The sequence below is a fragment of the Lysinibacillus sp. FSL M8-0216 genome (assembly GCF_038595555.1).
Classification (GTDB): domain Bacteria; phylum Bacillota; class Bacilli; order Bacillales_A; family Planococcaceae; genus Lysinibacillus; species Lysinibacillus fusiformis.
Window position 1 is genome coordinate 2989156 of the sequence record NZ_CP152007.1, and the last position, 16457, is coordinate 3005612.

A 16457-nucleotide genomic window follows, 5' to 3' on the forward strand; every position below is an offset into this window, starting at 1 on the left:
TCAAGGAGAGATACAATTGAAAAGTTGGTTTAAAAAATCAGTCGCTGTCGCAGCATCCGCTGCATTAATGGTTCCTGTCGCTTCAGCTTTTGCTGAGGAGACACCACAACAAAGTGCGAAGAACGTATTAGCAAGCAATTCACAACATGCAGGTAAGAATCTTACAAATGAAGACAAATGGATGAGTAAGGATACGATTATTATCAAGCATTCTGGCCTTGATAAAAACGTACATAAAAAAATCGGATCTAAGGTCATCCGCTCCATTCCTTCATTAGGCTATGATGTGATTCAACTTAACAAAGGTGTATCCATAGAAAAAGCCGTCTCTTACTATTTAAAGCAGCAAGGGATTTCAAGTGTATCCCCTAGTTATGTCTATCATTCTTTCAACAAAGAAACTGACCCAAAGAAACAAGATATGTATCATCTAAGCCTCTTGCAAATGGATCAGGCTCTAGCATTAGCTGGGGAACATGACGTAACAGTAGCTGTCATCGATTCTGGTGTTGATTTTAAACATCCCGATCTAAAATCTCAAGTACTCACACCTTATAATGCAGCTGCACCGGCAAATACATCTTATCCAGGTGATCATGGAACACATGTTGCTGGGATTATTGCCGCAGCTAAAGACAATGGCATTGGTGGACATGGAATTAATCCACAAGCGAAGCTACTACCTATTGATGTCTTTAACGGAAAAGAAGGAGCAAATGATTTTATCATTGCACAAGGTATTCTGTACGCCATTGAGCAAGGTGTTGATGTCATTAATATGAGTTTAGGAGGCTATGGTGAATCACCACTTATGCAGGATGCTGTTCAAAAAGCTATTGATAGTGGCATTACGATTGTCGCAGCGGCTGGTAATGAGTCGACGGATGAATATTCCTTCCCTGCTTCCTATGAAGGTGTAATTAGTGTTGGTTCCACGAATGATCGTAATAAGCTATCAAGCTATTCCAATTATGGTCCCTCTGTCGATGTCGTGGCTCCTGGCGAAGACATCTACAGTACTGTACACGATGACAAAAAAGGATCATCTTTTGTTAAGTTTAGTGGTACTTCCATGGCATCTCCCGTAGTGGCAGGCATCGTGTCCCTACTTAAATCAAAGCATCCGAATTTAAAGCCACATGAAATTGAAGCAATTCTTGAAATAACAGCACAAGATTTAGGTAAAAAGGGTTATGATCTTACTTATGGTCATGGGCTTGTCGATCCAGTGAAAGCCTTACAGTTCGATTTAAATAAATTACCTAAACATTATTCTGAATCTAAAGAAGAGCGTATTAAAAATGCCAAAGTTCTTGCTAAAAATACATTAAATATTGAACAAGGTGTTTTCGAACAGCAAGACGAGAAAAAATGGTACAAGGTTGAGTTAGAGGCAAATGAGTATGCTCAGCTAACATTAAAAGGCGCTGATCAATACGACTATGCCTTCGATTTATACTTTTACCCTACTAATGAACAAGGTGAAGTAGAGCCTATTAAAGTTAATGATGTTCGTGTAGGAAAAAAAGAAGGTCACCTTTTTAAAGCAGACCAAAAAGGAACGCTGTTAATTGGTGTGAAAGATCATAATGGTAGTTATAGCTTAAAAGGGAAATCTACTTATATCTTTACAGCACAAACTGCGAAAAACTCGAATTTGCCAATTGATGCTTTAAATAAGTCTTCAATGCAGCCTATTAAAAAATTCCCATATAATACGGCAGGTAAAAACTATACCCTACTGTCCAAAGATCAACAAAAGGATCAAGATTATTTTACGTTTTCAGTAACAAAACCAACAACATTGAAGTTTGATTTATCTGGAATTCCAGGTGTTACTGCCTCTATGGATCTTTACTTAAAAGAGGATTTCAATCCGATCCCACCAGAAGAGATAAAGCAAGCTAAAAAAGAGGAAATTGAAGAAGAGGAAGCCTTCCCTATTCAAAGTTCCTACGGTGCAGCTAAAGGTGAAGCCGTTAGCATGATTATCGATGCTGTTCCAGATCAAGAATACATTTTAAGTGTATCTAATGAAAGTAATAGCGAGTTTTCAATGGAGATGTTTTTCAGTGGTGGCATTGAAAAAGAGGAAACAGTCAGTGAGTCTATGATTCCATACACATTAAAAGGTGAGGTTGTTACACTTCCACCCGATGAGGATGGACTACCTTTAGAGGAAGCCATGTACGACGAAAACATCTCTCTCGACCAATTACCAATAACGCCAAGTACAACAAAAAAGCGAAATGAAATTGAAGGCATGATGAGTATGCTCATGAATTCCTTTACAACGGACAATTTAGAAAATGTTGATCCGATTATTAAGCAAGCTATTCGCTTCAACATTGGTGAGGATCAAAAAGCTTATTTCCAAACAGAATATGATGAGGACTACTTCTTATTTAAAACAAAGGAAGATGCCCTTTATAGTTTTAGCTTTAACAAAGGTGCTGGCCAAATGCCTGCTGGTACTGTCTTTGAATACGATGAAAAAGCAAATGAACTAATTCCTGTTTCGTCCTTAACCAATGATTTGGGCTTACTTTCATTGCTTCTTGGCTCAGCCGGCAATGAAAACGATGCAAAAGTGATGGCATTGAAAAAGGACAAAACATATGTAGTAGCCGTTGTAAATGCTGGGGAACGTTCTATTGAGCCATATACGTTGAAAACAAGTAAAATCGGTGATATTCCAAAAGATTATAATCCTGATAATTATGAAGAAGCAAAAGCTCTAAAAATTCAACCAGGTACAACTTATAAAGATCATCTAATTTACCAAGACGATGAGGATTACTATTATTATAAGCAAAACGGTAATGATGAAATTATGAGTTTATTAATTTCCTCTGTTCCATTTACCAATGAACAATTAAATCAATTGCCAAAAGAGTTACAGAAGGACTTGAAATTTGCAGGATCGATTATTGAAGATACAAATGGCAATATGAAAATTGACCCGAAAGAAATGGAGACCGCCATTCCATTTGGATTGAGCGATAATATTCTTGAGATACTCCTTGGCATGGTAGGAACGACAGACGTAAATACATCCTTTAAGGCTAAAAAGGATCGTGGTTACTTTATTCAAGTCAATAGCACAGGGCTTGGCCAACTGTCCATTCAGCCCTACACATTGACGATGTTCGACCATAAACGAGCAGATGAAGATGCAGATTCCCAATTAGTGAATGGTGTACCAACCAAACCATTAGCCCTTAAGAAAGAAGACGACAAATGGATAGCTACTCAATATTTAAATGCGGGTATACCATTTGGTGATAAGGATTACTTTGAATTTAACAACGTCCAAAAACGTGATATCTTCTTCTCACTTCAAACAGAAAAAGCACTAGATGGTGTGATTCGAGTGATAGATGCAAACGGAAAAACAGTCAAAACTTTAGATCTTTACGGAGCTGGAGATGCTGAGGTAGGTACAATTGAACTGGATGCAGGTAAATACTATATTGAAGTTAGTGAATATTATGGCCAAGCAAGTACACAGCCATATACGTTAGAAATTAAATAATATCAATAAAATCCCCTAGATAACGGAATATCTAGGGGATTTTTATACATATAAGCATTTTTATTCTAAACTAAAATGCTTATTACATAAAATATTTGACATAATTACAGTATTCATCTTGCTTCATATGAAGCTTTTCATACAGCTTACGCGCATTCACATTATCTGCTGCTGTTTGCAGTGTCACATAACGAGCATACTGTTGCTCACAATATTGAAAAACTTTTTCCATCAATGCCTTGCCCACCCCTAGGCCCCTAGCATCTTCCGTGACATAAATATCGTTCAAAATATAGGCACGCTGTAACGCTATGGAAGAAAACGTTGGATATAATTGTGTAAATCCAACCATCTTGCCGTCTACTTGCGCCATAAAAATGACCGACTCTTTGAGGGCCAATCGTAATTGTAAAAATGCCTTAGCGCTACTTACGTCCGATTCAATACCATAAAACTGACGATATTCATCAAATAGCTTTGTTAACTCTTCTAGTTCGTTCATCGATGCTTGCAATATTTCCATTCTTGTCTCCCCTTGTGTCTTCCCATGATTGTTTCTACCATTATAAAGCTAGTTTCATTATATAGGAAAAAATGGCACAAAGAAAAGAATACTCCTCTCCATCGAGAGAAGTTCTACTTTTTTTCATTTAAGTATGCAGCGACATCTTTCACGATATGCTGCCAGTTTAATTCCTTCCGCGCATCGGCTTGTAGCTGAAGACAAGTATTTTCTAACAATGCTTCCTGATGTGCGACTTGCTGCAACGTCCGAGCAATACTTTCCCAATCATGTGTTGGATGAATACGGCCAAAGCGTTGTTGTTGGGTAATATCAGCAGCCCCGTCCACATCGGTTGTCACAATATAACAACCGTTTTTAGCAGCCTCTGCAAAAACATGTGCAAAGCATTCAACTGTGGATGTTAAGCAAAAGATTTTTGCCTTGCGATACTCCTCCTCTAGCTGCATCTTGTCTGAGATTGGCCCTACCATTGTGACTTGCGCAGGATAAGGATGACTGTCCAGTAATTGTTTTATTTCCTGCTGAAACGATTCAGACATAGGTCCTACCAAACGAAGCTCCCAGTCTGTCAGCTGTGCTGCTAGAAAGGCTTTTATTGTAAAAATGGTCTGCTTCTCTGGTGCATCTAATCGGCCCACTGATAGAATTCTATTTTCTTTCTCATGAAATTGCACGGGCTCTGTGTGAAAATACTCATAAAAGCCATTTGGGATATGTTGAACATCTAATTGTGAAAACTCTCGAATGTCAGTTTGAATCGATACACATTCGGAGGTCAGAAGATCACAAAGCTGTAGCAATTCTAGAAAGTATGGATAGGTTTTTAATCGACTTAACCAAAATCGATTAACATCTAACTTCATATAAACTTTGCCATTAGGATTAAACTGCTTATATGTTTGAAGAATGGAAAGATAGGATGGGTATGGTCCTATAGCAAATACAAGATCAATGTTCTTGGCATGCTTCACTAAATAAGCATTCATATTGGCAACATAATCAATCCCAATTGGAACCTGCTCAAATTTAACAGCCGGAAAAGATTGTTGCAGAAGGGTTTCATTCATCTCTGTCGTCACTATACTAACTTCATAGCCTAAATACTCCCCTAGTAAAATAGGCACAAGACATAGATCTTTGAAAATGTGTGCATCGGAAAGTTTAGCTGATTCCACGCTACAAATAAATGCGATCCTTTTTGTCATCGAATCCCTCTTTCTTAAAAAGCGCTCTTTCCTAGTTTATGCCCACACCTGTCAAACGTGTATAACTTAGTAAAATGTCACAACCATCCCCATAGTTCTCTAGCAAAAATAAAGGCAATCCATAAAATTACTCTCTTAAAAAACTTATGATAGCAAGCAATTGCCTACAATAGCCCTCTATCCACGCATATTGTAATAAAGAATCTGTTCAGTAAACATGAAGAACTAAACTACTTAATCAGGATGGAGGGATAAAATGAAAATAAGCTTTTTATCACCTACTTATAATAGCGAAGAATGGATCCTAACAATGCTTGAAAGTATTCCTAAAGAATATGCCTATGAAATTATCGTTGTAGATGACGGCTCCACCGACAAGACGTTAGCCATTTTACAGGACTATCAAAAAAACTGTACAGCGTTAAAAATCATCGTTCATCCAACGAATCTAGGTGCAAGCGTTGCCTATAACCGATGCATCGCTGAAGCAACAGGTGATTATATTGCCATCATCGATAGTGATGACCACTATTTACCTGCCATCCGCAATGTATTAGCACAGGTGGATGGTGAATTTGATATTTACTATTACAACATGATCATTAAGAATGGCTATGCGTTTATTAAAGATGAATCAAATCGTTATTCCTTGCCGGGACAATTTAAAATCATACGAAGAAGCTTTATCGGGGATGCGAAATTTACTATACGTAAGGATATTGCAGGAGATTGGGATTTTAATTGTGCGCTCATGGACAAAAATCCAACCAGTAAATATACCCATGAATACGCTTATTGGTACAACTATCCACGAGAAAACTCAGAATGCGATTTGCATGAAAGAGGATTGAAATAACATCATGAACGGACCTAAGCATGTGGGAGGTGTAACAAGACAGACAATGTTTAAAGATAAAACTTTACTGATTACTGGAGGAACAGGATCTTTTGGTAATGCGGTACTAAATCGATTTTTAAATACCGATATTAAGGAAATACGGATTTTTTCAAGGGATGAAAAAAAGCAAGATGATATGCGAAAGCTTTATCAAAACTCTAAAATTAAATTTTATATCGGGGATGTACGTGATTTACAAAGCCTTCACCCTGCGATGTATAACGTAGATTATGTGTTCCATGCTGCGGCCCTCAAGCAAGTTCCCTCTTGTGAATTTTTCCCTTTAGAGGCTGTTAAAACAAATATCTTAGGAACAGATAATGTTTTAACTGCGGCGATTCAAGCTGGCGTTAAAAAGATTATTTGTCTATCAACAGATAAAGCGGCATACCCTGTCAATGCGATGGGGATATCCAAGGCGATGATGGAGAAAACATTTATTGCTAAATCACGGATGGTCGACCCAAAGCAAACATTGATTTGCGGCACACGATACGGGAATGTAATGGCTTCAAGAGGCTCAGTCATACCACTTTTCATCGAACAAATAAAAGCTGGTAAACCTTTAACTATTACCGATCCAACTATGACTCGTTTTATGATGAGCCTTGAGGAAGCAGTCGAATTGGTGTTATATGCATTCTCGCATGCGCAAAATGGCGATATTATGGTGCAAAAATCACCCGCTGCTACGATCGAGAATTTGGCACAAGCTCTCCTTGAAATTTTCCAAGTGAACAATGCGATTCACATTATTGGCACACGGCATGGGGAGAAACGGTATGAAGTATTATGTACAAAGGAGGAAGCAGCAAAAGCCATAGATTTAGGTAATTTTTATCGAATCCCAGCAGATAATCGAGATTTGAATTATGGAAAATACCTGGATGAAGGCTCTCCTAAAATTACCTTATCGGATGAATATAATTCCAATAATACACAAATGTTAAACGTGATGGCTATTAAAGAAAAATTACTAACCTTATCTCTCATTCAAGAAGAGCTTCTGCTTTGGACTGGAGGAACACCATGAAATTTTTAGTGCTCGGCGCTTCTGGCATGGCGGGTCATACCATATCCATCTACTTACGGGAGCAAGGATATGATGTGACAACGTATACGAGAACTGCTTTCGCATATGGAAATAATATTACTGGTGATATTACAGATTTGAACTTTTTACGTTCACTTCTTCAAGACCATCAGTATGATATTGTCATTAATTGTATCGGTATGTTAAATAAAGAATGTGAGGAAAATCCTGAGAAGAGTATTTTCTTGAATAGTTATTTACCACATGCTATCGTATCTCTCCTTGAAAATCGCCAGACGAAGCTTATTCATATGAGTACCGATTGTGTATTTTCAGGTGAAAACGCACCCTATTATGAAAATAGTGTAAAGGACGGAACTACCTTTTATGACCGTACAAAGGGTTTAGGCGAAATTGATCATACCAAACATTTAACATTCCGTAATTCAATTATTGGCCCTGATTTGAAAATGGATGGAATTGGGCTTTTCAATTGGTTTATGCACCAAAAAGGTCCGATTCACGGCTATACTGGTGCTATTTGGACGGGGGTCACAACCCTCACCCTAGCGAAAGCCATGGAGCAAGCAGCACATGAAGAATTAACTGGACTCTATCATCTTGTCAATACATCGCCTATATCCAAATACGATCTGCTTCAGTTATTGAATAAGCACTTTATGGACCATACAATAAAGATTACTCCACATCAGCTTATTAATGTTAATAAAACTTTAATTAATACTAGAAACGATTTTTCCTTTACGGTCCCTAGCTATGAAGAAATGATAATTGACATGAAGGAATGGATTTTGCAGCACAAGGATTTATATCCTCACTATATTTCTTAAAACTTCAACTCTATTACGAGTATTGTTACGTTACTCATAATGGAGTTTTTCTATTGAATGACTGTGCCCACTGGCAATTGTCCTTCCTTGATCCAATTCTCTACAAAACGATTAAAAAATGCAGGCTGGGCTAATGATACTCCATGCCCTATGTTGTTTAACATGATTCCTTTTGCATTTGGATGGCTTTGTACAAGCTTTTGTGCAGATTTTTTCATTATTTTTTTCTCTTGATTGCCAACAGTAATTAAAATATGCCCCTGTGCATTGTGGAAATTTCGTGGGATTGAAAACGTCATATTTTCTTGTAAAACCTGAATTAATGCATCGTATGTTATCTTAGTGCTATCATGATAATAGCGGTCAAAATAGCGATCATCGATGTATAAGGTTTTCGCTTGAAGCTTTGCGAAGGTTTTATTTTTGATAAGCGGGAATGATAGTCGGAGAAACGGCCGAATCATCCATGCTGTAGTAGGTGAAGGGATAACAAGAGCACTATTAATAATCGAAAAGTGGATTAAACTAGGCTTTATGCTTAACATTTGTATGGCAATTTGAGCACCTAATGAAAAGCCAATAACAATTACCTGCTTGCCATTCGCCTTTTCCTCTAAGAGCTGTACGAGATGTTGTGCACATTGCTCAATAGAAAATGAATGATCGGACACAAGCTCAGGCACTACACAGTGATACTTGGAGAAGTGCTGAATTTGTTGTTCCCACATCCATCCCCCAACACCACCCCCATGAAGAAACATCATCACTGGACCGTCGAAATGGCCATACTCTTTATATTGCATAATGGATTCATGCACCTACTTTCTTTACTGTTTAGCTTCTCAAAAGCTTGTTTGAGATTGATTGAATGTCTGGTTTTTTGTATTTCCTGGGCAATTGTTAACGTATGTCTTTCTCGATACGGAAATTAATTGCCTCAAACCTGTCAAAATGGAATCATTTACAAATGATCATCCCAAAAGTCCTTACTAAAACTCGTGTTTGCTTGATGCTTCCCTGCTGGTTTTACAATATCAGAACCTCTTAAAATGACACCTTTTCCAAATTTCTGTTCAATTTGATCTACCAATTTAATAATGGGTTCGTCTTTAATATGATCTTCAAAATCAAAAAAAGTTAGCTGCTGAGTCATCTCTTTAATGTCACTTACATTGGAAATAGTCACACCCAATAATCGAACAGGCTCCTCATTCCAGTTTTTATTAAACAGATTCCACGCCTGTTCAACTATATCCTCTTTTGAAAATATGGCGTTATTGACTGATTTACTCCGTGTATACGTTTCCCAAGAAGCTGTACGGATGATAATACTCACAGTCACTCCTGCGAGCTTTTTAGCCTTTAATCTTTCTGCTACCTTTTCAGAAAGAGTTGTCATTATTTTATATAATTCATCTCGGTCAGTCGTATCATGAGATAATGTTGTCGAATTCCCTACACTCTTCGTATCATATATTGCTTCTGGATCAACAGGTCGGTCATCCTCGCCATTGGCCTTCTGTTTCAAGCGAAGTCCATTGATGCCAAACTTCTGTTTTAATGTGTATTCATCAGCCGCAGCTAATTCTCCAATCGTTTGTATACCTAACTCTTTCAGTTTTTCTGCTGTGCTTTTCCCGATTCCATGCATCTCTTTAACATTCAATGGCCACAAAACTGAAGGGACATCACGTTTACGTAATATTGTAATGCCCATCGGCTTTCTCATTTCACTGGCCATTTTTGCTAAAAACTTATTGGGTGCAATGCCGATTGAACAAGGCAATTGTAGTTCGTTCCAAATTCTATCTTGTATACCATGTACATGTTCTAATACATTTTGTCCTTCGATTATAGGCAATTGTATATATCCTTCATCTATAGAAACGGGTTGAAGTATTTCACTATACTCTTTCAGTAATCCAAAAAAAGATTTTGAAGCAGCTCTATATCGTTCAAAATTTGGAGGTAGCACAATTAACTCTGGGCATTTTCTTCTGGCCTCACCGACATTCATGGTTGTATATACACCACTTTTTCTAGCTTCATAGCTACACGTAATAACAATCCCTCTACGTTCTTTTGGATTACCTGCAATGGCTATAGGTTTTCCCTTTAATGAGGGATCGTAAATTTGTTCCACTGAGGCATAAAAGCAATTAAGGTCAATATGTAAAATGATTCTTCCTTTATGCAATTTCGTTCACCTCACGTTGATTTTAATGTTAGCTATATTTTATCATATATGAGTCCTTTCACACTTAATCTACCGTCTAAGCAAAGCATGTTTTTATAGGTTTCACAATAAAATAAAAAGGTTCTTTTGATGTATACTCTCGGAAATCAAGTGACATCAAAAAAACCTTTTATTTTGGTTACCTATCCTATTAGAATCTATCCGATGAGCTCCCTTATTACTGATTAGTAAATGGTGAGAAATCATCACTTGTTTGGTCGTAATCTTCCATCCGCTTTTGAACCTTTATTTCATCAGAAGCTGCTATTCCTGTTATTAGTAGATTAAGTAGTGCAAAGGTTGGTGTAGCACCTTTTAGAGAAATAGGAGAAGGAGCAACCACCTTAAACAAAATGTCCGAAAGAAGCCCTAATGGCGACAATTCATCGTCTGTTATGCCTATCACTTGTGCCCCTTTTTTCTTTGCTGCTTTGACAAATGCATTCGTTTCTTTTGAATATCGAGGAAAAGAAATAGCCACCAATAATGTCTTTTCATCGATTAAGGATAATAAATAATTAGAATCCTCTATTTCTCCACGATATAAAAACGTATTTCCTACAACAACATTGAGACTAAACGATAGCCAGTTAGCAGGACCATATGAGGAACGGAAGCCTATGACGATTCTCTTTTCAGAACTAATTAAAAGATCTATAGCTTTTTTATACTGGGTGTAATCTATTTGTTCTAACGTTGCACGTATATACGAAGTATCTTTCTCGATTACATGTTGAATTAAATTTGTATCTTTTAAAGACTTGGACGTAGATCGAAGCCCTTCAATTGGATCTGAAATGGGTGAAGAATCTTCTAATAAAGTAGCTTGAATTTCTTTTTGCAATTCGCTAAATCCAGAATACCCAAGAGCATATGATAACCTAATCACCGTTGTATCGCTTGTTTCACTTGCAATACCTAGCTGCTTCGATGTTTGAAATGCAACCTCTTTCGGAAAGTCAACAATATATTTTGCAACTAATTTCTGTCTTTTTGTTAGTTCATTAAATTGTTTTCTAATTCTTTCATTATAATTATCCATACAGCCAGCCCTTCCAATGAGTTAATCTAGGTATGTAACTTATTTAATACAGGTTCAGTAAATGGTTGATGACTAAAAAAACTCCCATTTTATTATTCAGTATGCATCACTTTTATATTTAAAAAACCACTAAATCACTTAGAGATAATGAGCTCCAAGTTTTATACTTTTATCTGTCGGTGTAATGTATCCAATGAACAATTACTATAGTACAAACATTCAATCTATTACGTAGGTAATTTGGTAATTACACGAACCTTTATTGTGAGTTTTATGTATAATTTCAGTTTCATATTTTTAGCATATCCCTAACCCGTGTAACCTTTCAACCTTAGATTCTAGGGCATTCACTATAAATATATTTAGTGTGAATACCCCAACATTAATTGATTTTCAACAAGAAAATAACTTACTAGTTGTAACATCATCATACCATTTAGCTATGAGTTATGTTATAGTTGTATATTTTTTCATAACCGATTATATTTGATAAATTATTAATAGCCTTTTGGTTTAAAAGCTAAACGGTTACTTTATTAAGAAAATGATTATAAGCAACTCTCGATAATTTAGATATGATACTAGCACCTTCTGCTTCAGTATTATTTCCTATAGAAAATACTGAAATGATAAAATTACCTTTATTATCAGGTAGCTGGACTATCCCTGAATCATTGACAACACTTGCAATGGTGCCAGTTTTATGAGCAACAACTGTATTTTGAGGTAATAAATAAGGTATTCTACTTCGAAATTGTTGCTTGGCAAGGATTTCAAACATATCATGACAAGCTTTTTCAGAGATTAATTGCTTATTTGCCATTTTTTCTAATAAAAGTGCCATATCAGCTGCGGTTGTTACATTGTTTGCATGACTTTCTTTAAATACAATTGAATGATGATCAATTTCACCATTTTTAAATCGACGGTTAATGTCATTATAAGTGTCCATTGAGAATTTTTGTGGAGGTAATCCCACACAAGAGCAAAGAAGCTCCCAGCAGCTGAGACGAATGTAAGTATTGCTTAGTCCAATTTCTTTCATATATTGATTTACATTTTCTTTCCCTAAAATACTCAATAACTTATCTGTTCCCACATTATCACTAACAATTATCATCATAGTCGCTAAATTTTTTATCGTAACGTCGATTCCAGGAATTAACTCCTTAAATATACCTGATCCATTGACTAAATCCTCTTCTTCCAACCTAATATGTTCTTTTAGTTCGACCTTCCCCATTTGAACATCACGATATAAAGTGGCCAAAATAGGAATCTTAAAAACACTTGCAGCTTGAAATAAACGATTCTCATTTATTGCAGCAGTCTCTCCAGATTCCAGATGTTTCACATAAACCCCGAATGTCCCAGTAGCTTCTTGTATAATTTTTTCCAAACTCTCCTGTAATCCCATCATCAACATCCTCTCAAATTTCTACATAAGGAGTTCAATATGAAAACCTTGGAACTCACTAGTTAAGTGGTATATTTACGGAAACTTTAGGGAATTGTCTAAAATGATATGATATTCCGTATGCTTCACTATTATCATCCACTAGTATCTCAGCTATTTCTGTAAAGTCATTAAAATATGCTATAAACATGTTATCGCTCACAAAAGTTATTGGTATCTCTACATTTTGTGAGAGTAGAACTGGGTTTCCTTCCTTGATTTTAATGCACACTTTCGTCCCTTCATTCGATTGATATTCTCCTTGATACTGTTGAAGTCGTTCTTCTGAAATATCATATTCTTCAAAGGTAAGGTGATTGGCGTCTACCTCCCTTTCACTCAAAGCATTAAATGCAAGTTGCATAATTCGGGCAGCAGGTACACCTGCCAAGTTAGTTAATACAACACCTGTAACCCCTTTTTCAGGTAAAATACTTAATTGAGCTGAAATTCCCTTGAGCCCTCCACCATGTTCAATAAGAGTAGTGCCAAAATAATCGGGAGTAATCATAAAACCGTACCCATAGAATCTTCCAGGTTGTAATTGAATATGGGGTTTAGTCATTTCTTTTACACTTTCTTCTGATAATATTTGCTTACCATCTACTACACCAGCATTACGGAAAATTTCTGCATACAATAACATGTCTCTAGCTGTAGATTTCAAAAAGCCTGCTGCTCGCATTGAAGTAGAATCCCACCAAATTGGTGCAGCCAAAACGTGTTTTGTTCCATCGCTTTTGTCCTCTGTATAGCAAGTGGTGATATTTTCATAATCAGCGTACTCCTCAATTGTGAAATAGCTGTTTTCCATACCACAAGGTGTGAGGATATGATCATATATATATTGTTCATAACTTTTTCCACTGATTCGTTCGATGATTGTTCCTAATAAGGCATATGATTCATTGGAATAACTAAAATGTGTACCAGGTGCACCCAATAATTCAATATCTTGTTCATCAATAAACTGCATAAGTTGCTCATAAGTGTCAATTGGTCCGTGATCTTCAACATTAATATTTAAACCTGGATAATTTTTTACAGTTGGGTCAAGATCTAGTGACCTTTTCATTGCATAAAATAACGAAGACATTGGAGGCAATCCTGCTGTGTGAGTCATAAAGTGATGAATAGTGATATCTTTGATAGCCTCTTTATTTTTAACGTTGAATTCAGGCAAGTATTTACTAACAGGATCATGCACATTCAATTTACCGACTTCCTGCAGTTGCATAATAGCCACACAAGTAAATGATTTTGTTATCGAACCAATACCAAAAACTGTATTTTCAGTTACAGGTAGTCCATCGGCTACATTACGGAAGCCAAATCCTTTATGGTAAAGAATCTCCCCAGCTTCAGCAATTGCAACAGAAGTACCAGGAATCTTATGTTTTTCCGTTATCTTTTGACCAGCCTCTTCAAATGCTTTTAAATTCACATCTACTTTCATTTCTTTTCCTCCTTTAGAGTAGTTGTATATAATAATGTAGATCGAATCGATGATCTAACTATTATCCTCACATTATTGATTCTCAGTCGTTATCAAGTTCGAAAAATTTTCTACAGGTAAATGTCTGTTTATAAAATCGAGCATTGAATTCAACCTAGCTATTCTTAATTCGGGTTTGCCGTATTGGAGGAGCCCATGACTTGATTGTGGAATACGAACCAGTTCTACTTCTCCTCCTCGACGCTTAATATGGGAATAAAACTGTTCTGCCTGCTCTATTGGACATCGTAAATCATCTTCATTGTGTAGAAGTAGAAGTGGCGTTTTTACATTATCTACATAGGCAAGAGGAGAGAATTTCCAAAGATTCTCCAAATCTGTCTTTCCAAGAAACTCCTGATCAATAAAATATGGTGCTATATCGCTTGTGCCATACATGGAAATCCAATTCGAAATACAGCCTTCAGAAACTGCTGCAAAAAATCTATCGGTGTGAGAGATGAGCCAATTTACCATGAATCCACCATAGCTAATTCCATTAACGGTTACCCTATTTTTATCAAGATATCGATTTTTTTGTAAGGCAAAGTCCAGTCCGTTCAAAATATCATTCATATCCTTTCCACCATAATCACCATGTACAGCATTGGTAAATTCTACACCGAATCCTGAGCTTCCTCGTGGGTTCGTATAGATAACTGCATAACCTCGCGCAGCGAATAATTGCAATTGATGAAAATATGTGAAACCATAAGCAGAATGTGGTCCTCCATGAATATCTAATAGAACAGGATATTTTTTCTCAGGATCAAAGTTAGCGGGTTTTAAAATAAAACCTTGCATATACCAGTTATCAACAGATTTATAGGAAAAAACCTCAGGTTCAACTACGATGAGTTCGGATAATAACTTGTCGTTGCAGTCATCCAGACGAACTTCAGTTTCAGGGAAAATGGGTACATGTAATTGAGGAAAAGCTTCTGTTGGATACCGATAATTACAGTCGGCTGTATTCGTTTCATCAATTCTAATGGCTGATATCCTCCCAGGATGATTGACTGTCGAATAGGCCATACTAATCGTCTCTTCTCCATCAAATGAAAAATGAAAAATAGTACGGTCTCCACCAGCAATAATTACCGGATGATCGTCATTTTTATCATTCGAGAATCTAACAATTTCATTTCTTCCTTCATGGGTACTAAGCGCATAAATATACCTACTATTATTAGACCATTGAGGGCGAAGTGCATATCTGAGATTACGCATATCTGTAAAAGTCATATCAAGGAGGGTGTCTTGATATTTTTTGCTTAAAGATCTAACATCCCCTCCCTCTGAAGGTATGACTAATAATTCCTTCTGTTCTGCATGGTTGCCAAAAAACGCTATCCACTTTCCATCAGGTGAGTAAGAAGGTGAGCTTGCTTCCGTATCACTGTATAGCAACTCCGCATCTCCTCCGGAAGAAGAAACTCGATAAACCTTTCCTCCAAAAAGAAAATTTTCATTTTCTGCGTTTGAACTGAACACGATATATTCTCCATCTGGTGACACGTCAGGCTGATGAACTTCATTTATTCCTTTTGTTATCAAAACGAATGTTCCAGTATCTATATGAATAGCAACAATTTGACGTTTGTACGGTTTATGAAACCCAGTTCCATCATTTTTGTAATATAGATGATGATAGCGTTTAGCCCCATCTCTCCATAACTTATCCTCTTGTTCCTTCTCACTCTTTGCTTCATGAATTGTTGCATTTTCATGAAAGGTTTCTAGTTCCGAATGTACAATTACAGGTACCAATCCATATATCGTTTTACCGTTAGGAGCCCATACTATTGAGCTAATTCCTTGACGAAACTTTGTCAGACACCGGGCCTCTCCACCATCGAGAGATAACAGCCATGCCTGCATTCCGTAAGCACGGTCCGAGATAAATGCTATGGTTTTTCCATCGGGTGACCAGATAGGATTGACGTTCCTTGTGCCTGAGGATGTTAAAACTCTTCGTGTTTTTCCTTCTACATCGCTTAAATATAAATGTGTTTCGTAATTATTTTCTTTCACAGCTATGGTTCTTTCATAAACTACCTGTTGTCCATCAGGAGAAATGACAGGATTGCTTGGCCATTCAAAGTTATAAATATCTTCTGGCACTGTAGTTCTTAACATCTTTTATCACTCCTTATTAATAATAGATATTTCACTATTGC

Annotated in this window: 12 protein-coding genes; 4 read left to right on the plus strand and 8 right to left on the minus strand. The window is 36.7% G+C overall.

The genetic code is table 11. The features are described from left to right. Positions 1–16: 16 nt before the first annotated feature. Positions 17–3535, plus strand: a complete 3519-nt coding sequence (locus MKX57_RS14680) for a S8 family peptidase (protein WP_107922527.1) — start codon at positions 17–19, stop codon at positions 3533–3535. Positions 3536–3617: 82 nt separating this feature from the next. Here MKX57_RS14680 and MKX57_RS14685 read toward each other — a convergent pair whose 3' ends face one another. After that, positions 3618–4058 carry a GNAT family N-acetyltransferase gene (locus MKX57_RS14685; protein ID WP_008178250.1) on the minus strand — a complete coding sequence of 147 codons (441 nt, stop codon included), beginning with the start codon at positions 4056–4058 and terminating at the stop codon, positions 3618–3620. 113 nt (positions 4059–4171) lie between these two features. Then, a complete protein-coding gene (locus MKX57_RS14690; protein ID WP_008178247.1) occupies positions 4172–5266 on the minus strand; it encodes a glycosyltransferase in 1095 nt (364 codons plus the stop codon). Positions 5267–5522: 256 nt separating this feature from the next. Here MKX57_RS14690 and MKX57_RS14695 point away from each other — a divergent pair, with 256 nt between their 5' ends. The 3 genes from MKX57_RS14695 to MKX57_RS14705 are packed head-to-tail and all read left to right on the plus strand — an operon-like array spanning position 5523 to position 8048. After that, positions 5523–6122 (plus strand): glycosyltransferase family 2 protein, encoded by a 600-nt coding sequence (locus tag MKX57_RS14695; RefSeq protein WP_342529851.1) that lies wholly within the window; start codon positions 5523–5525, stop codon positions 6120–6122. A gap of 46 nt (positions 6123–6168) precedes the next feature. Beyond that, the gene (locus MKX57_RS14700) at positions 6169–7197 is read left to right on the plus strand and encodes a polysaccharide biosynthesis protein (RefSeq protein WP_043990467.1); all 1029 of its coding nucleotides are present in this window, start codon (positions 6169–6171) and stop codon (positions 7195–7197) included. Then, the gene (locus MKX57_RS14705) at positions 7194–8048 is read left to right on the plus strand and encodes a sugar nucleotide-binding protein (RefSeq protein ID WP_239355183.1); all 855 of its coding nucleotides are present in this window, start codon (positions 7194–7196) and stop codon (positions 8046–8048) included. Before MKX57_RS14700 ends, MKX57_RS14705 begins: the two co-directional genes overlap by 4 nt. Positions 8049–8098: 50 nt before the next feature. Here MKX57_RS14705 and MKX57_RS14710 read toward each other — a convergent pair whose 3' ends face one another. The 6 genes from MKX57_RS14710 to MKX57_RS14735 all read right to left on the minus strand — a co-directional run bounded on the left by MKX57_RS14710 (position 8099) and on the right by MKX57_RS14735 (position 16416). Further along, the gene (locus MKX57_RS14710; RefSeq protein WP_089986294.1) at positions 8099–8851 is read right to left on the minus strand and encodes an alpha/beta hydrolase; all 753 of its coding nucleotides are present in this window, start codon (positions 8849–8851) and stop codon (positions 8099–8101) included. 158 nt (positions 8852–9009) lie between these two features. After that, positions 9010–10245 (minus strand): DNA polymerase IV, encoded by a 1236-nt coding sequence (locus tag MKX57_RS14715; protein WP_089986293.1) that lies wholly within the window; start codon positions 10243–10245, stop codon positions 9010–9012. Positions 10246–10462: 217 nt separating this feature from the next. Continuing rightward, entirely contained in the window at positions 10463–11326 is an 864-nt protein-coding gene (locus MKX57_RS14720) for a MurR/RpiR family transcriptional regulator (RefSeq protein ID WP_008178234.1), read from the minus strand. Positions 11327–11846: 520 nt separating this feature from the next. Continuing rightward, the gene (locus tag MKX57_RS14725) at positions 11847–12746 is read right to left on the minus strand and encodes a serine hydrolase (RefSeq protein WP_342529856.1); all 900 of its coding nucleotides are present in this window, start codon (positions 12744–12746) and stop codon (positions 11847–11849) included. Positions 12747–12801: 55 nt separating this feature from the next. Then, positions 12802–14238, minus strand: coding sequence for a serine hydrolase domain-containing protein (locus MKX57_RS14730; RefSeq protein WP_342550380.1), 1437 nt, complete (start codon positions 14236–14238; stop codon positions 12802–12804). Between the two features lie 72 nt (positions 14239–14310). After that, a complete protein-coding gene (locus tag MKX57_RS14735) occupies positions 14311–16416 on the minus strand; it encodes a S9 family peptidase (RefSeq protein WP_342550381.1) in 2106 nt (701 codons plus the stop codon). Positions 16417–16457: the final 41 nt, after the last annotated feature.